Here is a 20,369-nt window from a genome sequence, read left to right as displayed (position 1 = left end):
ATCACAATAATTTCTTGAAGTTCTTTTCACTTAATCGGTTGATTTCTTCCTTGTAGTCCTCTAAATGTTTGAGCAGGATATTTTCCACGTACATGCCCAATGTCATCTCCCTCTTTCGGATGAAGAGGACGATTTCCGACAGTTTGTCCTGCAACTCTTTGGAGATGTAGATTGCCTTGCGGTCATACAGGTCATTGCGGTGCATGAAGAGTGAGATGTAACCTCCTTTGGCGGGATTCTTGCGACGTGTTCGGATGGGTAGTTGCGGTTCTTCCGAGACCTCTTTCCCTGTTTCCGGAACAGACACATCCACCTCTTCGACGGAGGCAGGCGGTATCATCTCGCTCTCTTTCTTTTTCATCGGGATACCCTGCGAAATCAGTTCCCGGATGGCGACGGGGTCTATCGCCCCTTTATTCTTCTCTGCCATACGCTTCAGGTTTTACGATGGATAGGATTTCCTCCACAAGCTCTTTCAGACGACTGCCTTTGAGCAGCGTGCGGGAGGCGGGAAAGATGGTCGAACGGAAGAGGGTTGTACCCTCATCCATCACTTCCTTTTTGTAGCGGGTCGTATTGGGGACTGCCGTCTTCAAGACCGGAAGTCCCAACTCGGCAATGACCTTTTCATACATCGTATAGAGGGGTGTTTTCTCTCTGCCGTCTACCATGTTCCAAAAGAGGTAGATCCCTTTGTTGGCAGTGTCTGTATTGTCGGTTATCACCTCCTTGATGATGGCTGAAAAGCTCAACGTGCTTTCCAAGGATATACGGTCGGCGGAGATGGGTGTGAAAATGTAATCCATATTGGAGAGAGTGGTCAGCACACCGTCATTGTTGATGGTTCCGGGCAGGTCAAAAAAGACGAAATCCGTATCCGACTCATGTGTTTCCAGATATTCCCTGACCGTATCCACGGCTGCCTCTGCCGTGGCACAAAGGATGGTGTACGTGGGCTTTTGCAACTCGGAGAACTGGGTGGCTGCCAATTCCTGCAGCGCGGGGTTGCGATCCACCCCCTGTGCGTCACGCTGACGCATCGCATTGATGCTGAATTGCGGATAGTCGCAATCCACCACAATAAGGTTATACCCGCAGGCATAGTGCAGGTAACTCGCCGTCAAGACCGTAAAGGTCGTTTTGCCGACACCGCCCTTCTGGGTGGAGAAGGCTATGAAAACAGGTTTCTTTTTCATTTCATTTTCTGTTTAATGGTTCTACATATATGTGAGGAAAGGCGTATGCACACCTTGGCTTGTTTCCTTGAAAAGGCAGATATGGAAATGAGTCCGTGAGGGAATAAATCTCCGGACAGGCATACGATAAGGTATTCCGATAAGAGAACATAGACCCACTTTGGGGGATATGTCCCTCCTTGTATAAGGGTGGAGCTATATGACGGGAGGCATACTTGCACACGTCCACCCATCCATACTTCCACGCTTGTACCCTTGCACAAGGGTATAAGGGTACATGGGTGCAATAACTTGTAGATATTCTCATTCCAGTTCCCATTTCCTTGATTGTCTGTTCAAATGGATGCGGACAGGTTTTTAGACTTGGATAGGCAGGTATGTCCACCAACCTGCCCCTGTTCGACGGAGCAAATATAGATGCCCTCAAAGCCTCTTTTCTACCCTTTTTGCTAACTGCGTACTTGTGGCGTCGATTTGCGTATTTGTGGCTCCGTGAGAGGTAAGTGGTTTAGACACAACGCTTAGTAACTTTGCACCCAAGTGGTAAGCCGAAGTCTTCGAGACATAAAGCGTTCTTTTTTGAGATACTCGACTTCCGTCCTTCGCGGACGGATTTATTTGCGTCGGAGCAAATAGCAAGGTATGTTTTATGCAGCACGACTCCGTTTTTGCAGCATAAAACCCTTGCTCTTGCAGAGGGCTGAAAAAACTCCGAAGTCGTTTTTTCTTGGAAGGGAGAATGCCTTGTCTCGAATGCCGGTGATGCCGTGAAACACTAAAATCCAAAGTAGAAAATGAAACAAAAGAAAATGCGGGGCATAAGCTCCAAAGAGAAGACCGAGAAACGAGTCTCGGTAAACTTTACCGCGATGGAATTTGCCGAGTTTCTCTTCATGAAAGAAACGGCGGGCGTACAAAGTCAGTCGGCTTTCATCAAGGCGAGGGTCTTTGACAAGACTTTCCGTGTCATAAAAGTAGACCGTTCGCTGCTCGACTACTATCAAAAATTGACGACTTTGTACGGGCAGTTTCGCAGCGTAGGGGTCAATTACAACCAAGTAGTGGTCGCCTTAAAAAGCAATTTCACCGAGAAAAAAGCCTACGCCATGCTTGCCCAACTGGAAAAACTGACACTTGAATTGGCAACTATCGGAGGCGAAATCGTACAACTCACCCGTGAATTTCAGGAGAAATGGTCGCAAAAATAAGCTACGGGAGTTCCCTTTTCGGGGCGTTAGCATACAATGGAGAAAAGGTAAACGAGAGTGTCGCGAAGATTTTGGAGACCAACAAAGTGTTTTGTTCTGCCGATGGCACACACGATATTGCTGCTTGTTTTCAGGACTTTCTGGCATATATGCCGAGCCAAGTTCGCACGAAGAAGCCCATTATTCATATTTCCCTGAACCCGCATCCTGATGATAAACTCTCTGATGAGCAGTTCTCTGCCATCGCACAGGAGTATATCGAAAAGATGGGCTACGGCAACCAGCCCTTTGTCGTGTATAAACACGAGGACATAGACAGACATCATTTGCATATTGTCACCTTAGCCGTTGATGAACAAGGGAAGAAGATTAACGATGGCAACAACTTCTACAAGAGTAAGCATATCACCCGAGAGATAGAGCAGAAATATGGCTTGCTGCCTGCCGAAAGGCAACGGGCAAAAGAGACTTTTCGACTGCAAAGAGTCCGTCCTGAAGAGGGAAATCTCAAAAAACAACTGGCTTCGGTTATCAAACCTGCAGCGAAGTTCTATCATTGTCCGAGCTTCAAAGAATACAGAGCCTTGCTCTCCACCTATAATATATGCGTGGAAGAGGTGAAGGGAGAAATATATGGAAAGCCCTATAATGGATTGGTCTATTTTGCTACCGATGATAAAGGTAAAAAGGTGGGGAATCCTTTCAAGGCTTCTCTTTTCGGGAAAGCTGTCGGATATGAAGCCCTACAAAACAGGTTCAAGGCTTCAAAGGAGAAAGTGAAAGAAAAACATCTTGCTCCCAAGACCAAAGCGGTCGTAGCCGGAGCATTGAGGCATTCTGCCACAAGAGTGGATTTCAGGGATAATCTCTATCACAAGGGGATTGATGTCCTCTTTCGTGAGAACGACGAAGGGCGGCTCTATGGCATCACCTTCATAGACCATAACAACGGCTGTGTGGTCAATGGCTCACGATTGGGCAAGGAACTTTCGGCAAACGCCGTTGCCGAGTGGTTCGACCGCCCGCATCCCGAACTGTCTGCTCCAATACAGCAGAGTGAGAAAGGCAGTATTTCCCAAACTCAGACTTCGGACGGAGATTCCGTCTTGGGCGGTTTGCTCGATTTGCCCTTGGAAACCCATGGTACGGATTGGGAGGAAGAGCTGTTCCGCAGACGGATGCAGCGTAAGAAAAGAAAACAACGTAAACTCTAAAAAAAACAGAAAGATTATGTCACAACAAGAAGACGATTTGAGGGCATTGGCGAAAATTATGGATTTTCTGCGTGCCGTGAGTATTATATTGGTGGTTGCCCACCTCTATTGGTATTGTTACGAAGCCATCAAATTATGGGGTCTGAATATCGGTGTGGTGGACAGGATACTGATGAACTTCCACCGGACGGCGGGGTTGTTCGGAAATATGCTTTATACCAAGCTCTTTGTGCTGGTACTGATGGGGCTTTCCTGTTTAGGAACAGAGGGCGTTAAAGAGGAACACATCACTTGGTCTAAAATAGGAGTGTTCATGGGCATCGGTTTTGTCTTTTTCTTCCTCAATTGGTGGATACTCGCCTTGCCTTTTCCCATTGAAGCCAATGCGGCTCTCTACACCTTTACGATAACCATAGGGTATGTATGTCTGCTGATGGCGGGACTCTACATGAGCCGCCTCTTGAAAAACAACCTGATGGAGGATGTCTTCAATCAGGAGAACGAATCCTTTATGCAAGAGACAAGGCTCTTGGAAAACGAGTATTCGGTCAATCTTCCGACCCGTTTCTATTATCGCAAGAAATGGAACAAGGGCTGGATAAACGTGGTCAATCCTTTCCGTGCGGTCTCCGTCTTGGGAACGCCGGGCAGCGGTAAGTCCTATGCCATCATCAATAATTTCATCAAGCAGCAAATCGAAAAAGGTTTTGCCATCTACTGCTATGACTTCAAGTATCCCGACCTCTCCACGATTGTTTACAACCATCTGCTGCATCATTCGGAAGGGTATAAAGTCAAGCCGAAGTTTTACGTGATCAACTTCGACGACCCTCGTCGATCGCACCGCTGCAATCCGATACACCCCGATTTCATGAGCGATATATCGGATGCCTACGAATCGGCTTATACGATTATGCTCAACCTCAACAAAACATGGGTACAGAAGCAGGGTGATTTCTTCGTGGAATCGCCCATCGTCCTTTTTGCCGCCATCATTTGGTATCTCCGCATTTTCGAAGGAGGGAAATACTGTACCTTTCCCCACGCCATTGAGTTTCTCTGCCGTAAATACGAGGATATATTTCCCATCCTGACCTCTTACCCCGAATTGGAGAATTACCTTTCTCCCTTTATGGATGCTTGGCTCGGAGGGGCGGCTGACCAGTTGCAGGGGCAGATAGCTTCCGCCAAGATTCCCTTATCGAGGATGATCAGTCCGCAGCTCTATTGGATTATGACGGGCGATGATTTCACGCTGGACATCAATAATCCCCAAGAGCCTAAAATCCTGTGTGTAGGGAATAACCCCGACAGGCAGAATATCTACGGAGCAGCATTGGGATTGTATAATTCGCGTATCGTCAAGCTCATCAATAAGAAAGGAATGCTGAAAAGTTCTGTGCTCATTGACGAGCTGCCTACCATATACTTCAAAGGGCTTGACAATCTGATTGCCACCGCGCGAAGCAACAAGGTGGCGGTATGCTTGGGCTTTCAGGACTTCTCGCAATTGAAGCGGGATTATGGGGACAAGGAAGCGGCTGTGGTGATGAATACCGTCGGAAACATTTTCTCCGGTCAGGTGGTTGGCGAAACGGCAAAGACATTATCAGAGCGTTTCGGGAAGGTGCTTCAAAAGCGGCAGAGCATGAGCATCACCCGAAGCGACAAAACGACCTCCATCTCCACGCAGATGGACAGCCTGATTCCACAGAGCAAGATTTCCACGCTCACGCAGGGAATGTTCGTGGGAGCGGTCGCTGACAACTTCTCCGAACGTATCGAACAGAAGATATTCCACTGTGAGATTGTGGTGGACAATGCAAAGGTGGCAAAGGAAACAGCTGCTTACCGACCGATACCTATTCTGACGGATTTCACGGATGAAAACGGAGAGGATATGATGGAGCAGGAAATCAAGGCGAATTATGAACGGGTAAAGACGGAGGTGCGGGAAATCGTGGAACGGGAGTTGCAACGGATTTCCGACGACCCGGAACTCTCCAAACTACTCAATACCAAGAAATAATGGCTGTTTTTCTTGGCTCTAAGGCTGGATTTTCGTACTTTTGAACACACAAAATGATGACACTATGAATTGTTTTAATCATACCCAAGAACCGGCGGTAGCCCAGTGTTCCGATTGCGGGAAAGGGCTGTGCTCCGAATGTGCGGGAAAGTATCAGCCGATACTCTGTACACCTTGTTTTCAGAATAGAAAACGCAGCGAGATTTGGCGAAGTATCTTCTGTATGTTGTTTCTCATCGCCTTGTTTGTCATAGGTTTCAAGTGGAACTTCTTGGCGACCAAAGGCTTTGAGGATATGAGATGGATGTCCGGATATGTGCTGATGGCGATATGGTCGGGCTATCTCTTCGTGGAGAAGTTTATTCCCTATAAGATGGTTGCGGGGACAAATGGACAGTGGATTGTTTACTATATTATCAAACTGCTCCTCTTTGTCGTCATAGGAGTTTTCACCGCACCTTTCACCTGCCTGTGGGCTGTCTACAGAGTTATCAGGGCTTTTCGGTAAGAGGATGCAAATTCTCCAACTAAGGGTTGGATTTTTCTAATCTTCTTTTGCGAGACACGAAGAGTTTCTGCGACCAATAGTTGCAGAAACTAAATCAAGGGAGGTACTCCGAAACCGGAATACCTCCCTTTTGATTTACTGCATCTTGTGTTCTCTTCATTTCGGCTCCCTTATAAATGAAGAACGCCCCTCAAGTATGCTGTCTTTCGACGCGCCTGAGAGGCTTATTGTCTTTTAGTTATATCCTGCAGAGAAGTATAACATCATCCCAACAATACCTCTATGTCACACCTCAGAAAGTCTTCCAACGAAACGCCTCCCGAGCCCACGACAAAAGATTTCTTGGGATGGAATGCCTCCACAAAGACAGGAAGACCTGAGTTCATCCCGCGACGACCGCTTTTCACCTCAATAGCTGTCACCTCACCATCGTTTACGATGATGAAATCCACCTCTTTGTCCTTATCTGCCTTGTTCCTTGCAGGCTCTCGCCAGTAATACACTTGATAGTCTGCCTCCTCTGCCATGCCCAGCAAATGAGCACCTACCGCACTCTCCACCCATCGCCCCCAAAGCGTCGTGTCCGTTCTGTCCATAAGGAACGACCTGCCTTTATATGCCGTCAGCAAGGCGTTGTTGTACACTTGGTATTTGGGAATGGAGCCACGCTTTCGGGCCTCATCATTGGCATACTTTTGCAATCCCGTCAGCAATGCACACTGGTCGAGTATCTCCAAATACGAAGCCAACGTAGTCACGTTGCCGGCATCCTGCAGTTGTCCCATCAGTTTTGTCAGAGAAAGTATTTCGGCAGAATAACCGCACCCTAACTCAAACAATTGTTTCATAAGGGCAGGCTTGTAGATGTTGGAGGTCATCAGTACATCCTTTTCGATGGCGGGAGCCACCAACGAATCCTTGATATACTTACGCCAACGCTTTTCGTCACCAATCATGTGGGCTGCACCGGGATAGCCGCCAAAGTAGATGTACTCGTCGAGTGTCACTCCGAAAGCGTCGTGCATCTCCTGATAGCTCCAATGCCCGAGGCGAATAAGTTCAAAACGCCCTGCCAACGACTCCGTAAGTCCTCTCTTGAGCAACAGACGGCTGCTGCCCAGCAGTACCACCTTCAGATTGACATGCTTGCGCGTGTCCTCGTCCCATTCTCTCTTGACCACCTCGCTCCAATTGTCAATCTTCTGGATTTCATCAATCACAAGCAGGCGTTCAGCCTCTCCACGGAGTGTCATGGTGGTTCGTGCTCCTTCCCACACTCGGCGTATCCAGTCGCTGTCTTTCGGATCGACGGCATCTGCTACTTCTACCGAATATGGAATAGGTACGTCCTGCAGCACCTGCCCTACGAGAGTAGATTTGCCTACTTGTCTCGGACCTGCCAATACTTGCATAAAACGCCTTGGCTCCTGAATGCGTGCTTTCAGCGTGTGATATTGTTTGCGAATATAGTTCATGCTCAAATCTAATGATGGATTTACTCAATTGTGATGAGTATTTTACTCAATTCTGCATGTAAAAATACTCAATTCTCTCTGTTTCTCCAAATAAAATTGCCGTAAACTTAAGGTAATCGGCAAATGAGAGGGAGAGAGTTCCTCCTTTTGATTCACCGTTTCTTGAACTTGCCGCCTTTCAGGTCGCTCTCCACCATACGCTTGTTCAGCTTCTCTCGGAGTTCATCAAGAAAGTAGGTTCGGCTGTCATCCTTGCGGCGTTTCATGTTCATATAGACGTTGTAGCAGTTCTTGATTTCTACACCAAAGATTTCAGAAAAGGTATCTGCCAATTCTTCTATACCGATTTCACCATCGTTAATACAGTCACAGGTATCGAGTGCATAGAGTAGTTCGACCAAGTCGGTTGCTTTACCTGTCCAATGGATACAGAAGGAATTGGATTGCAAACTCGGAGGTGATAAAGATAAAACTCCTTGCATTCGCATATACCATAATTCTAACTCTTTGTCAATGACGTATAGCAGCTCTGATACATTTTTTCCCCATCTCCGTTGTTAATCCGCTCTTTTCGTAGATTGTTTGTAAATGGAATCGAGTGTAACAAAGAGCCCGAAATAAAGATTGTGGATTTCTTTCCGTTTCGCTTAGTTTTATTACATCCTTGATAAAACTATCACAAACAGCCCTCATTTGGATTGCTGTCAAATCATTTGAAATTAGTTGTTCAAATGCAGTTGTTTGTATAAGTCGTTTCATATTGATAATTTATTCATTATAATCTCGTTTTCCTCTTTGTATTTCAATTGTTCATCTTTTTGTTCGATTGCAGGTTCTCCACATACAGAGGCAAATGATGGAGATTTGTAGTATCCGTATCGGTTCTAACTTGAACTAGAGGATAAAAAAGAGGGCAAAGAAGAAAGCAGAGGGTTCTGCTCCCGTCTTCGCCCTCTTGGTTATAGGCTATGATTTACTTGCCAATCCATTCTATTGCCATAGGGTTTCCTACAGTGGTTATCATAGGAGTTGGATTGACCTCAGATGTCCGAGGATTGAGATAATAGATTCCTTTGGTCGTTGCTGAAGCATTGCAGATGGCCAAGCCGTCTTTATACTTAGAGACCAATACACCATAGCCGTTGGACAATTCCAGTCCTTCAATTTTCGTCATCTTCTGATTGTACAGGTCAAATACAACGGCTCTGCTTGCGATAGCGGCATGCCCTGTTTCGCCAGGCTTGTAATAGCCCGGAACATCAATGTATCCGTAGGCTTTGCCGCTGGCTATATAACAGATAGAAGCCGCAAATCCGGCCGTTTTCTCTTCTCTTTCAATAGTTGCTCCGGTTATCGTCCAATGATATGTGGGGTCAAAATCCGTTTCGCCCTTTTTGATTCGCAGTATGCCAGCCTTATGTCCTGCTACCATTCCGAAATTGCCGAGACAAGAGATGTATATATCCCCTTTTTCATCCATGAACAAAGACTTCGGGTCAATGGGACGTGTAGCTTGAGAGAAACCACTGGCTTTCTCCGAAATCATCTTGACCAGCTTGTCCGTCTTCGAGTCAATGACGGCTACATCTGCTTGTTTGTAATCTTTAGGGCTTGTCCAGCCTCCCACCATCTGACTTAGACCTGCAAACACGTATCCGTCACGTTCTATCATAATTCCTATGTCGGGATTATTGTCCTGTATGCCCAAAGATGTCAGGTCTATCTCTCCCGTCTTCTGCATTGTCTCGGGATTGAAAATGTAGATTACCCCCAATCCGGCAAGCGACAGATACGCCTTTGTCGGAGACAGCTTGACGAGGCTGTTGGCACTGTTGTTGGCAGGCAATGGCATACTGCCCACTTTCTGCAAACCACTGTTTGTGCGGCGATACTTGATCAGTTCATTCTTGTCCATAGTCATGTGATAGCTTGGGAAGACATAGACCTCATCACCTATTACCATGGGGTAAGAACTGCCAAAGGGAACATTTATGCCATTTTTATTGTCAACAGCCATCGTCGTGCCCAACTTGGGCTCGTCAATGAGTTGCATATAGACTGTTCCATCCATGCCCGTAGCATTGGGCAAGGCTGTCAGTAGCAGTACATTTCCCGTACCTCCTGCTATGGGAGTGTCCGGATCGTTCTTGTCACATGAGTTGAGACACAGTGCAGCAAACATGGCTGCTGCGAAAATCATTTTCTTTTTCATTGCTTTTTTTGTTTAATTGATTATTAGATGATTGATTACTTGAACACATATCTGAATCTGACGATGAAACTACGTCCTGGCAAGGGGCGATTGAATTCGCTGATCATTTGCGTATCGGTCAGGTTGTTTATTTTCCCCATAATGAAGTAGCGTCCATTGCCGAAACTCTGCTCAAAGCCCATACTGCATGAGAAGGTTCTCGGTATGCGATGCTGCTGGAACTGGCTTTGCTCGAAATCATAAAGGTATTCTTCCACGAATGAGGCATCGGTAAATATGCGCGTGTTCATTCCTCTGCCTCCGAATAGATTCTCCTTGTGAAACTCCAGTCCTGCATTTGCCATCAGATAAGGTATATTGGGCATACGGCTGCCCTTCGTCGGATTGGCAATGGTGGTGTTTTGTTCATACCTACGCATATCTCGCAGGTCTTGATAGGTCGCGTTTACGTAACCATAGAGCCAACGTGTGACATCGGCTTTCACCTCTGCTTCCACACCAAGAGTCCTCATCTCGCCAAAATTTTGATACTGCGATTGCAAGAAGCCTCCCGTAAAGCGAATCATGTCCTGTAGATACATGTAAAAACCATTTACTTCTACTTGCATGTTGCTGGGAGACTTTCCTGTCAGGTCAAACATCATTCCCACGTTTACACTTGTGTTGCGTTCAGGAATCAAATTGCCCGCAGGAGCTATTACATATCCATCGCCCAGCAGTTCTTCTTCCGATGGAAGCCTTACATCATACCCGAGTGACGCTTTTGCCATCAGGGTGGGAGTGATACGGTAACGAAGCGCATTGCTGATGCCGAAATCATTCTTGCGAGTATCTATATCTTCCGCTGAATTTGTAAGAATACTTGCCATCCGCGTTTTCATCAAATAGTGGTAATACTTGATATTGACAGAATTGAGGAACTTATCGTCTGAAGAGCGATAGTCGTAGTTCAATCCCGCCACCCAGTTGAGCATATTGCTTGGAAATTCAGTACGGTAGCCAATGACCTTGTCCTTTATTACATCCTTGGGGTTGGCACGGGCATATTTCAGCAAAGAGTTAAAGTTGACCGAATGGTTTTCATTGACAAGATAGTTGAGATTCAATTTGTGCTGTAATTGGTGCTTATCATTCGTCAATAATGAAGCCCATTTGCCGATTTCGCCACCAAATTTGGAAGCCGCCGGATAATGCGTTCCGTCCCAATGTGTGCGATGAGAGGCGGTATCGGCAAAATTATAGTTGGTGTAAATATATCCCAGTTGCCAATCCAAGTCCAGCCCTTCCAAGAGAAAGTTGTCCTTCTCCATCTTATTGGCGAAAATAAAAGCGTTGGAATGGCTGTGGGCATACTGAATATTTGACTCTATCCCCTGTATATCCTTATAGGTATGTATGAAGACAGGTTCAAATTCCACCAAATCAAACCACCACTTCCGAGCCTTAAAGCTGCCGCCGATAACCGTCTTCTTAAACTTGTCGTGATCTCGGGTTATCGTAAGCCCCTCCTGGAAGGGAGACTTCATCTTGTAGTTATTGTCGGAATGGTTATAAAAACCTCCTAACCCGAACTCGATACCTTTTGAAGCAATGTTCATCTTGCTCACCACAGATGCTTTGTGGGTATTGAAACTTCCATAAGAATAATTCACGTCCAAATACTTGGGAGGATACTCTTTGACGACAATGTTTACGGCTCCTCCCACGGCAGATCCTCCGAACTTGGCGGGAACAACACCTTTATATATCTCAATGCGATCAATCATTTCCACCGGAATATCATTGATGTCGATAAAATCGGAATTATCGTTCATCGGATGCCCGTCAATGAAAAGTCCAATACGTTTTCCTTCCAACCCACGTACCGAAATACGAGAAGCACTGCCCACACCACCCATCGTCCGCACGGTGATACCGGCAGTCTTTGCCAGAACATCCTGCACATTGTTGACCGTTCCTTGTATCTGACTCATGCTGATTACGGATATAGGCATTGCCTGCTCCCGTATCTTACGGGCTTCGCTCTTGCCCATCACAATAACCTCTTCAAGCGATTGGGATTGGGCTTTCATGCGGATGATGATTTTCTTGCCTCTCTCCTTACCTACTGTGATCTTACTGGTTTGCGCGTGGTAACCCATAAATTTCACGGTAAGCGTATAGGTGGCTGGGGGGATGTCAGAAAAAGAGAACTCCCCATGCCCATTTGCTGCAACGCCCTTTTTCAGTTCCTCTATAAAGATGGTTGCACCGGGTAGCGGTTCTTCGCCTGAATCGTCGATAACTATGCCCGCAATCCGTCCTCCCCCTGTTTGAGCGGAGACACTAAGGCTCATGAGCATTAGTGATAAGAAAAGATAGAGTACTTTCTGTTTCATTGTTTTATTGCTAAAAATTATATTTTGCCTTTGCCCATATTTCTGAATTGTTTTTGTACCTACCGAATATCCCCTCATTGCCTCCAAACCAATCATAACCTACCGATAGTTGAATGTGGTCATTCAGCGCATAGGAGGAGGTAAAGCGGCTGAACCATCCCTTGTGGTTGAGGTCGAAATAGGTGAAGTTGGATAATTGCAATGTGCTGTCCAACAGTTTTTTAGACACATTGAGCGTGAGGAGTGACTGATGACGAGGTTGTGCTATTTGATTTTCATATCGCAGAATACTTTCCGAAGAAAACTGCGCCATCACCATCCATTCATGAGGCGCATACCAATCCACGCCCACGAGATAATTCACCGTGTTGAAGCCCTTCTGCTCCATAGCTCCCGCCTCGGGTTTGTAGCTGAAATGCTTGTCCACATTGAATGCTGCTTCGCCACGTAGGACAAACTGCCCCAACGGCTTGGATATATCTCCTCCGAAGAATCCCATGCGGTAATATCGTGGAGATACGGCCATGTGGGTACCTGAAGATCGGTAGGTAATCACAGGCATCTTGTTCCACGTATGCAAGGCAGCAATGGAAAAATCCACTCCCGGCAAGGTAAAGCAAAGTTTTCCTCCATATTCCATGTTGGAAAAACGGAACTTTGGGTGGCTTCCGTCCTCGTGCCAGACAAGGGGCTGAACGGTATTTTTAGGCAGCACGCTCCATGGATTTCCGGCATCGGTCGGCAACTTATACCCCTCGAAGGTCGGTACGGCAAGCAGCTCTAACTTCATCTTCTCATTAAAGACAAAGAAGCGCAGGGCATTGACCGGCATACGGATGTCATCGTAGTCCTGTGCCAAGAACTCCGTCATATCCATCGGAGAAACCAAGTCGGTAATGCGCACTCCGTCTGCCACACCCCAAATGACCAGTTGCCGACCGAGGCGAAAGCCCCAGTGCTCCTCTCTGTGGTCGAGATATGCCTCCCGCAGTTCAAACCCCGTGCGTTCCTTCAGCAAGGCATTGTGGGTGGCATTGAACGAGACAAAGAGCGTCGAACTGCCAAAACTTTTCCCTATTTCACCCTTTACCCGGGTGCGTGAAGACATAAAGTCGTTCGGCTTCTCGGAACGGGCGGCATGATAGGTATCAACAAAGCCTTTGAGTTGCCACGATGAAACCCCTTCTTCCTGTCCCCATGCGGCGTGTAGGGACAAGAGTGAGAGAAACAGCAGCAAAAACTTTATAGAACGATTACTTGTGTTTGTCATCAGAACCTACCTTTCTCCAAAGTGGTAACATTGAATTTTGTCTCCTCCATGGGAAGGTCATACTTGGGATTCTTAATTTCAAGAATCGTTTGATGCTCTGTCTGCACATTTGTCATGTGTAGCTTCTGTGCAACCCAGAATCCTGCTACTTTGGCAATGTCCGATAATTCAAGACGGCGGTGCAGCTTCCCCATTTTGTCATAATACTCCACCTTGACGGCTATCAGACAGTCTTGGCGTATGAAGGCTATTTTCTTGGAATAAATCTCGCGTTTGTCTTTGGGCGTAGATTCCAATTTCCAACACTTATGCCCATCTATTTCTTCTTTACCCAGCAGTTTGTGCGTGTCCTCATCCACGTTGCGACTGCCCATATCATCATAGGTAAAGTCACTGCCCATAAAGTAATCTTGCTTAGCAGACGAGCCGCTGATACGTCGGGTTTTCTTCATGGCGGGCAGGTAGAGCCATTTATCATCGTCCTTGTCGGGGTTGTCATAATCCCACGTGAGAAACCCCGTACCTTTTACGTCACCGGGGTATTGGAAGAACATAATGCTCTTGCGGTCTTTCTTTCCTTTGCCCACGTCGATGGAATAAGAAATCAGTTTGCGCTCGCGCACTGCTCCGCGCTTATTAATCAGTTTCATCACCAATTCCGATTGACGGGTATCGCCATCGGGACGGTCTTTTACTTTTTGGGCAATCTCTCTGCCCGTCTGAGCCATTGCCGTGGCGGCAAAAGCCAATACCACCAAACTTGTTAAAATAATTCTTTTCATCATGATTGATATTTTGTTGTTGATTTTATACCATTGACTTTTCAAGCATCTTCCGATAGGTCGCTGATTGTGCCTGCAACTCTGCGTCAGTGCCCATAGCCTCAATCTTGCCTTGATTAAGCAGCACTATTTTATCGGCTCCGCGAATAGTACGCATCCGATGGGCGATGACAATGACCGTCTTGTTTTTAATCAGCTCCGACAAAGCCTCCTGTATCAGGTTTTCGTTTTCCACGTCGAGCGAGGCGGTGGCCTCGTCCATCAGGATGATGGGAGCATCTTTCAGTATGGCCCTTGCTATGGAGATGCACTGGCGCTCGCCGCCGGAAAGCCGCTCGCCGTTTTCGCCGATAATGGTGTCCATGCCTTCGGGCATGCGGTCGATAAACTCATCGCAGCGGGCTATTTTGGCAACGCGAGCCACCTCCTCGTCCGTAGCTCCCTTTCTTCCTACGCGGATATTCTCTTTTATGCTGGTGTTGAACAGCACCACATCCTGAAAGACAATGGCGTAGTTTTTCAGCAGCGTTTCGGGGTCTATCCGGCTGATGTCCTCGCCACCCAACAGTATCTTACCCTGCTGAATATCCCAGAAACGAGCTGCTAATTTGGTGAGGGTGGTTTTGCCGCTTCCGGAAGGACCGATCAAGGCGGTAACTTCTCCTTGCTTGGCGGTGAAGCTCACGCCGTTGATGACGGTATGGTCCTCGTAGCCGAACACGACGTCTTCGAAATCAATGCTGTAATCCTTGGGACTCATTTCCTGTTTGCCTTCCTGAACGGGCATGGTTTTAATCTCTTTGATACGCGTCACCACGCCGTCGAGCGCCACGATCATCGCCATAAAGGTGAGGATTCCCTCGATAGGCAGGTAGATGCTTGCCGTAAGGATGAGATAGGCGATATAGACGAGGATGTTGATTTGTCCGGCAATCAGCATATTGGCGCCGACAATCGCCACCGTGACGATGCCGAGCTTCATCAACATGCCTGCCAATGACGTGGCAATACCGGCGTAGAACTCCCCTTTCATCTTTGTACGGGTATTGCTGTCCAGCTTGTGGCAGAACTCGTTTAGTGACCGATCTTCCAGGTTATAGGATTTGATTTCTTGTATTTGGTCTATTTTCTCTTGCAAATCGTCGAACACTTCGCGACCGGTTTTCACGCATGCGTCCATGGTTTTCCGTTGTTTCCTTTTAGAAAGGGAAAAGAGCAGCAACGAGACGGGAATAACCCACAATGCCGCCAATCCGAGCTGCCAATTGTAGGCGAGTATCATAATGGAAACGATAATCGTGGAAATGGAAGTGGCATAGATATGCGGTACGGAGTGCGAAAATATCTGTTCATAAAGTTGCAAGTCGCTCATCATGGTTGCCGAAAGGTCGGACACATCGCGCTTGCCGAAATAAGAAAGTGGCAGTTTCTTCAGGCGGTTGGCTATGTCGATGCGCGAGTTGGCACTCTCGTTATAAACATTGTCGTAAAGGCGCACATAGTCCCACCTTGCCACGATAAACATCACCAACAGCATCACTACGATGATGACAATATAGTCGGCAAGAGTTAGTTCTGCCGGTGCGGGAATGCCTTCCAGACCGCCCAGATACTGAAACAGAAACATAAATCCGACGATGGGTGGAAACATCTTGGTCAGATTCAGGATCGTGTGCGAGAAGATAGATTTTTTCAAGTTCTTCGCTCCCTGATCCGACATGGCATATTTTTGCTTTAAGAAATTATTCATTTTTACCTCCTATTTTCCAGTTGGCAGCTTTTTGATATTCGTTCCACAGCTTTTTGTAGGCACCACCTTGGGTTAATAATTCGTTATGTGTACCGCTTTCCACTATTTTGCCGTTCTCCATCACAAGGATTCTATCGGCATTAACCACGGAAGAGAGCCTATGGGCAATCATTAATGTGGTTTTGTCCTTTGACAGTTCCCTGAACGAAGCCTGAATAATATGCTCATTTTCGGGGTCGGCAAAAGCGGTCGCCTCGTCAAGGATGACAAAATCGGCGTTCTTCAGGAAAGCTCTCGCAATGGAAAGTCGTTGGGCTTCACCGCCTGAGAAATAGGTCCCCTTGGTACCGTAAACCGTATCCAAGCCCTTTTCTAAATTATCGACAATCTCTTTGGCTCCGGCCCTGACAAGAGCTTGCTCTATCTCCTCATTGCTGGCGTTGGGATTACCCAACAATAAATTCTCGCGCAGGCTCATCTTAAAGAGCTTGGACATTTGGAATACAAAAGCGATCTTTCGCATCAGCGCCGTTTTCTCATATTCCTTGATGTTGGTGCCTCCGACTAAAATTTCGCCTTCATCGGCATCATAGAAACGGGCTGCCAGACGTGCCACGGTGGTTTTTCCGCCTCCAGAAACACCGACCAAGGCAACAGTTTCTCCTTTGTTCACTTTGAAAGACACATTGTCCAGCACTTTTTCTTTCCCGTATGAAAACGAGACGTTCCTGAACTCCAGACCATCTTCAATTGCAGTTTTTCTGCCATAAGCGAAGTCGTCGTAATCCAAAGCGACGTCAATTTTATCCAATGCCAACTCGGCCAAGTAGATGAAGTTTTGAATAGATGCACTACGCATCATAAAAACACCGAATACTGGACCTATCAACAGATAGATAACAGAATTGCCCAGCACCTGCCGCATGTCGCCGCCTGTGGTGAACAGCATGATGGCAACGGGTACCAAGAAGAATGCTGTGGAACTTGAAATTGCCTCGTACAGCGACATTTTGTTTTTGAATCCCATGCTCCACCGTACCACGAAATCTTTCATCTTTACGATGAGCGAATAGAAACGTTCGAAACTCTCCACGCTCTGGGCAAAGGTTTTCACGACCGGTATGCCGCGCACGTACTCCACCGACTCGGCGGAAAGGTTGGCAAGTCCTTCGTAGTATTCTTCCCGCATCTTCATACCCTTTTTGGTGCTCATGGTTGCCATCAACAACATGCTTATGACCATCGGTATCAGGCTCACCAAGCCTAATCGCCAGTCGAAAAGGAAGAAGAATACCAACAGCACGATGGGCGAAACGATGGTCATGGCAAAGTCCGGCAGCTGATGCGCCAGCATGGTGTGGGTCTCGCCCGCTCCATCGACAATGGTTTTGCGTAGGTTACCGCTTTCGCGGTTGGCGAAAAAGCCCAACGGTTTCGCCATCATCTTCTTCACACTGAGCTTGATGATGTTCGCCTCTACCTCAAAAGCGAAGAGGTGGGATACCATTAGCGCAAAGAAATAGAGCAGCATTCCTGCTGCGGCAAAACTCGCCGCCAGAATTGCATAGTACCGTATGGAAACTCCATCGACACTATTGCTCAAAATAATCCCGCTGACAATCTTATGGATATAAACCATAGGCATCAGCACCATAATACCCGATAGGGATGAAAAAATCATCGCCAGCGGAAGCATATAGCCCTTCTTGCCTGCGTATGGCAGCAACCGCTTCAAAACGGGCGTTTTCTTCTGTTTTTTTGTAGTATTCATTTGTATTCAATTATGTTTGTTCACTCAACCCGAGTTTCGTTTGTATTTGTCTCCTTACCGAACAGGTTGAACTTTTGGAACAATATGGGAGTGACACAGAGATCGGCAAGCAGTGCCGATACAATACCTGCCACGGAGAGTACCCCCATGTGTATAAAGGAAAGGCTTTCAGAAGTAGTATAGACGGCAAAGTTGGTACAGATCACTATGCTTGTCAGCACAATCGGTGTTCCAATAGTGCGGAACGAACGGAGGATAGCCTCCCGGTAATTGCCCCGGCGGTCGAACTCCAAATGCCCGTGGTTGATAAAGTGAATGGTATCATCTACTGCCAATCCGAGAATCATCGGCATGATGGTGGCGGTCATCATATCCAACGGATAGCCAAACCATCCCATCAGACCGCCTACCACCAAAGCCGGGGTAAGGTTGGGTATCAAACCGATAAGTCCGATACGTACACTGCCGAAGACAAGCATCATCAGGATGCCGATAATCAGAAGTGAAATAGCGAAAGAAACCATCTGTCCGCGAGCTACATACTGCATCATCGCCGTAAACTGTGGAATGCTGCCTACGGTAGTGACTGTGGCTTTCGGGAAAAGCTTTTTGGCATGAGCAACTATATCGTTCAACTCCCGTTCTGTTTCTCCGGAATCGTATGAATTCATCTCGACCATCAGGCGAAGGCGCCGATAATCATAATCGATCCAGTACTCTGCCTCACTACCTCCTGCATTTTCATAAAGGAGTAGCAACTGTGCCACCTCTTCAGGATTGTGAGGGATAGTATAATAAGAGGCATCCCCATCGTGCAGGGTTTGGTTCAGGTCTTTGAGGATATTCAATACCGTGGTTGTGCGCTTGGTTAATTTATACCTGTCTACGTGTTGTGCTAAGGAATCTAATCGCACTAGGATTTCGGGCGATTTTGCCAATCCATTATCAGGCAGTTCTATCATCACATCATAGGTATAGACAGACCCAAGTTCACTCTCGCCCACTTCCAAGAGGTTGTTTACATAGGCTATCTTTCGCCCCATGGTTCGCTCCACGTCAAAGGCGGTCTCTATTTTGGTGAATTGATAGACAAGAGCGACAGTGATCATTCCGGTAAGCCATAGTATCAAAGTGCCGTGTTTAAGTACCCCTACCCCCATCTTCTCTAATTTTCGGTCTAACCATCGTCCGCCTGTTTCCTGCACTTTGGGGTGTGGTTTTCCGTCCTTACCAAAACTAAGGAGCACAGGCATCAATGTAATGGCTATAAAGAACGCCAGCATCACGCATGAAGAAGTCGCTATACCAATAAAACGCATGGGTTGCATTGGTATGGCAAGGAAGGAAAGCAAGGCGGCAAAGGTGGTGAGTGCGCTGAACAGCACCGGCCATCCCATTTCTCTCACTGTTTCTTCTACCGCTTGTTTCCTCTTTCCGTGTATGAGAAATTGGCGTTTGAAATAGGAATACACGTGGATGTTGTATGCAATGGAAACGGCAAATGTCAAGAGCATGGGAATCATCACCATGCCGCTATCTATTGTCATACCCACGTAACCTAACATACCGTAAACAATGACAATGGAGCCTACGGCAGTGACAAGCGGCACGACCACTCCTCTAAAGGAGCGCGTTACCAATAGCAGGATAAGTATGGAGATTAGGGTGGCGATACCCAGCACACGGGGCATTTCCTTATTTATCCATTTCATTTTCATGGCGGTAACATAGGGCAGTCCCGTTCCCTTGGGATGGAGCTTTTGGTATTTGTCCTTGGTGATGATATGCTCCAGCTCGTTACCCGTCAACACCTCAGGAGCAACGGCATTCTTCCCCTTGTTCCACACTGAGTCTTCTGGGAAAGTGCGCAGTTTGAGTATAATCCACGAGAGTGTCCCGTCTTTGGAAACAAGCCGCTCTGCAACGTGAGGTTTCAGGTAAGCCTTGTGGCGTATCTCCTCCAGTTTCGCCGGATCTGATGGGATAGTGTCCGGTACAATCTGTTCGATGTCAATGCCTTCTTCTCCACCCATCATAAACTCGATGTCGGTGAGCGACGTGATTTTGTCGGCATACGAAAGGCTGTCCATCATCTCGTTGGTGAGTTCACGGATAAGTTCCAAATTCTCTTTCGTAAACAAATTGTCGCATCGGGTCAGTACCGCTGCGAAATTGTCATTTCCGAATATATCCTTGAACTCTTCTGTCTTAACAAGCATCGGATCGTCTTCGAGAAAGTAGTCTTCCCACGAAGCACTCACCTTGAAGTATCTTAACCCTGTAAATCCTATGGCAAAGACGAGGATAGATAAGCTTAGTACCAGCCATCGTCTTTGTACCATCCATTTGCCCCGACGAGCAAACCAATCATTGATTCTTTCTATTTTCATATCATTTGCTGTTTGTAAGTTGTTTCATTCATTGAGGGCGGATAAAAGCGTTTCAACTTCTGATAATCGCTTCGATATTGTTGGCTCAAAAACGAACAAAAGTCTGTTCTGTTCAAAAACAAAGCGAGCCGCCCTAAGTGGGCGACTCGCTCTATGGAATACGTTATTGAAATATCCCGTTTCATA

General features: G+C 46.9%; 15 protein-coding genes. 4 read left to right on the top strand and 11 right to left on the bottom strand.

What is annotated here, in order from left to right; all coding sequences use genetic code 11:
- Position 1 precedes the first annotated feature (1 nt).
- Both HQ48_RS03910 and HQ48_RS03905 read right to left on the bottom strand, forming a co-directional pair.
- A complete protein-coding gene (locus tag HQ48_RS03910; RefSeq protein WP_036845191.1) occupies positions 2–430 on the bottom strand; it encodes a DUF3408 domain-containing protein in 429 nt (142 codons plus the stop codon).
- Complete coding sequence (locus HQ48_RS03905; protein ID WP_036845193.1) at positions 414–1,196, bottom strand: ParA family protein; 783 nt, start codon at positions 1,194–1,196, stop codon at positions 414–416. Before HQ48_RS03905 ends, HQ48_RS03910 begins: the two co-directional genes overlap by 17 nt.
- A 794-nt stretch (positions 1,197–1,990) precedes the next feature.
- On the opposite strand from HQ48_RS03905, the gene mobA reads away from it, so the two are divergent.
- The 4 genes from mobA to HQ48_RS09450 all read left to right on the top strand — a co-directional run bounded on the left by mobA (position 1,991) and on the right by HQ48_RS09450 (position 6,155).
- Positions 1,991–2,404, top strand: a complete 414-nt coding sequence (mobA, locus tag HQ48_RS03900; RefSeq protein ID WP_036845197.1) for a conjugal transfer protein MobA — start codon at positions 1,991–1,993, stop codon at positions 2,402–2,404.
- The gene (gene mobB, locus HQ48_RS03895; protein WP_044231748.1) at positions 2,389–3,618 is read left to right on the top strand and encodes a conjugal transfer protein MobB; all 1,230 of its coding nucleotides are present in this window, start codon (positions 2,389–2,391) and stop codon (positions 3,616–3,618) included. The genes mobA and mobB overlap by 16 nt, the downstream gene beginning before the upstream one ends.
- 16 nt (positions 3,619–3,634) lie before the next feature.
- On the top strand, positions 3,635–5,647 hold the full coding sequence (gene mobC, locus HQ48_RS03890; protein WP_044231747.1) for a conjugal transfer protein MobC: 2,013 nt from the start codon (positions 3,635–3,637) through the stop codon (positions 5,645–5,647).
- A gap of 304 nt (positions 5,648–5,951) precedes the next feature.
- Entirely contained in the window at positions 5,952–6,155 is a 204-nt protein-coding gene (locus tag HQ48_RS09450; protein ID WP_028897442.1) for a hypothetical protein, read from the top strand.
- Between the two features lie 263 nt (positions 6,156–6,418).
- On the opposite strand, the gene HQ48_RS03880 is transcribed toward HQ48_RS09450, so the two are convergent.
- The 9 genes from HQ48_RS03880 to HQ48_RS03840 form a co-directional block, all read right to left on the bottom strand.
- Positions 6,419–7,630, bottom strand: coding sequence for an ATP-binding protein (locus tag HQ48_RS03880; protein WP_036849987.1), 1,212 nt, complete (start codon positions 7,628–7,630; stop codon positions 6,419–6,421).
- 152 nt (positions 7,631–7,782) lie between these two features.
- A complete protein-coding gene (locus tag HQ48_RS03875; protein ID WP_036845210.1) occupies positions 7,783–8,118 on the bottom strand; it encodes an RteC domain-containing protein in 336 nt (111 codons plus the stop codon).
- 485 nt (positions 8,119–8,603) lie between these two features.
- On the bottom strand, positions 8,604–9,842 hold the full coding sequence (locus tag HQ48_RS03870; protein WP_036849989.1) for a DUF5074 domain-containing protein: 1,239 nt from the start codon (positions 9,840–9,842) through the stop codon (positions 8,604–8,606).
- 35 nt (positions 9,843–9,877) lie between these two features.
- Positions 9,878–12,220, bottom strand: coding sequence for a TonB-dependent receptor (locus tag HQ48_RS03865; RefSeq protein ID WP_036845226.1), 2,343 nt, complete (start codon positions 12,218–12,220; stop codon positions 9,878–9,880).
- Positions 12,221–12,230: 10 nt separating this feature from the next.
- A complete protein-coding gene (locus HQ48_RS03860) occupies positions 12,231–13,490 on the bottom strand; it encodes a DUF1302 family protein (protein WP_036845229.1) in 1,260 nt (419 codons plus the stop codon).
- Positions 13,490–14,275, bottom strand: coding sequence for an outer membrane lipoprotein-sorting protein (locus tag HQ48_RS03855; protein WP_036845232.1), 786 nt, complete (start codon positions 14,273–14,275; stop codon positions 13,490–13,492). The genes HQ48_RS03860 and HQ48_RS03855 overlap by 1 nt, the downstream gene beginning before the upstream one ends.
- 22 nt (positions 14,276–14,297) lie before the next feature.
- Positions 14,298–16,022, bottom strand: coding sequence for an ABC transporter ATP-binding protein (locus HQ48_RS03850; protein WP_036849996.1), 1,725 nt, complete (start codon positions 16,020–16,022; stop codon positions 14,298–14,300).
- Positions 16,015–17,793, bottom strand: a complete 1,779-nt coding sequence (locus HQ48_RS03845) for an ABC transporter ATP-binding protein (RefSeq protein ID WP_044231746.1) — start codon at positions 17,791–17,793, stop codon at positions 16,015–16,017. Before HQ48_RS03845 ends, HQ48_RS03850 begins: the two co-directional genes overlap by 8 nt.
- 20 nt (positions 17,794–17,813) lie before the next feature.
- Positions 17,814–20,183, bottom strand: coding sequence for an RND family transporter (locus HQ48_RS03840; protein ID WP_036850002.1), 2,370 nt, complete (start codon positions 20,181–20,183; stop codon positions 17,814–17,816).
- Positions 20,184–20,369 lie beyond the last annotated feature (186 nt).

Origin of the sequence: Porphyromonas sp. COT-290 OH3588, from assembly GCF_000769075.1 — a bacterium.
Lineage (GTDB): Bacteria > Bacteroidota > Bacteroidia > Bacteroidales > Porphyromonadaceae > Porphyromonas.
The sequence above is the reverse complement of the archived record's forward strand: the minus strand, read 5'-3'. Positions and strand labels throughout refer to the sequence as shown.

Excerpts from the sequence above, each read along its gene's own strand:
- HQ48_RS03865 (WP_036845226.1), bottom strand. The coding sequence starts at position 12,220 with ATGAAACAGAAAGTACTCTATCTTTTCTTATCACTAATGCTCATGAGC.
- HQ48_RS03870 (WP_036849989.1), bottom strand. The coding sequence starts at position 9,842 with ATGAAAAAGAAAATGATTTTCGCAGCAGCCATGTTTGCTGCACTGTGT.
- HQ48_RS03855 (WP_036845232.1), bottom strand. The coding sequence starts at position 14,275 with ATGATGAAAAGAATTATTTTAACAAGTTTGGTGGTATTGGCTTTTGCC.
- mobC (WP_044231747.1), top strand. The coding sequence starts at position 3,635 with ATGTCACAACAAGAAGACGATTTGAGGGCATTGGCGAAAATTATGGAT.
- mobB (WP_044231748.1), top strand. The coding sequence starts at position 2,389 with ATGGTCGCAAAAATAAGCTACGGGAGTTCCCTTTTCGGGGCGTTAGCA.
- HQ48_RS03845 (WP_044231746.1), bottom strand. The coding sequence starts at position 17,793 with ATGAATACTACAAAAAAACAGAAGAAAACGCCCGTTTTGAAGCGGTTG.
- HQ48_RS03840 (WP_036850002.1), bottom strand. The coding sequence starts at position 20,183 with ATGAAAATAGAAAGAATCAATGATTGGTTTGCTCGTCGGGGCAAATGG.
- HQ48_RS03850 (WP_036849996.1), bottom strand. The coding sequence starts at position 16,022 with ATGAATAATTTCTTAAAGCAAAAATATGCCATGTCGGATCAGGGAGCG.
- HQ48_RS03910 (WP_036845191.1), bottom strand. The coding sequence starts at position 430 with ATGGCAGAGAAGAATAAAGGGGCGATAGACCCCGTCGCCATCCGGGAA.
- HQ48_RS03860 (WP_036845229.1), bottom strand. The coding sequence starts at position 13,490 with ATGACAAACACAAGTAATCGTTCTATAAAGTTTTTGCTGCTGTTTCTC.
- HQ48_RS09450 (WP_028897442.1), top strand. The coding sequence starts at position 5,952 with ATGTCCGGATATGTGCTGATGGCGATATGGTCGGGCTATCTCTTCGTG.
- HQ48_RS03875 (WP_036845210.1), bottom strand. The coding sequence starts at position 8,118 with ATGCGAATGCAAGGAGTTTTATCTTTATCACCTCCGAGTTTGCAATCC.
- HQ48_RS03905 (WP_036845193.1), bottom strand. The coding sequence starts at position 1,196 with ATGAAAAAGAAACCTGTTTTCATAGCCTTCTCCACCCAGAAGGGCGGT.
- mobA (WP_036845197.1), top strand. The coding sequence starts at position 1,991 with ATGAAACAAAAGAAAATGCGGGGCATAAGCTCCAAAGAGAAGACCGAG.
- HQ48_RS03880 (WP_036849987.1), bottom strand. The coding sequence starts at position 7,630 with ATGAACTATATTCGCAAACAATATCACACGCTGAAAGCACGCATTCAG.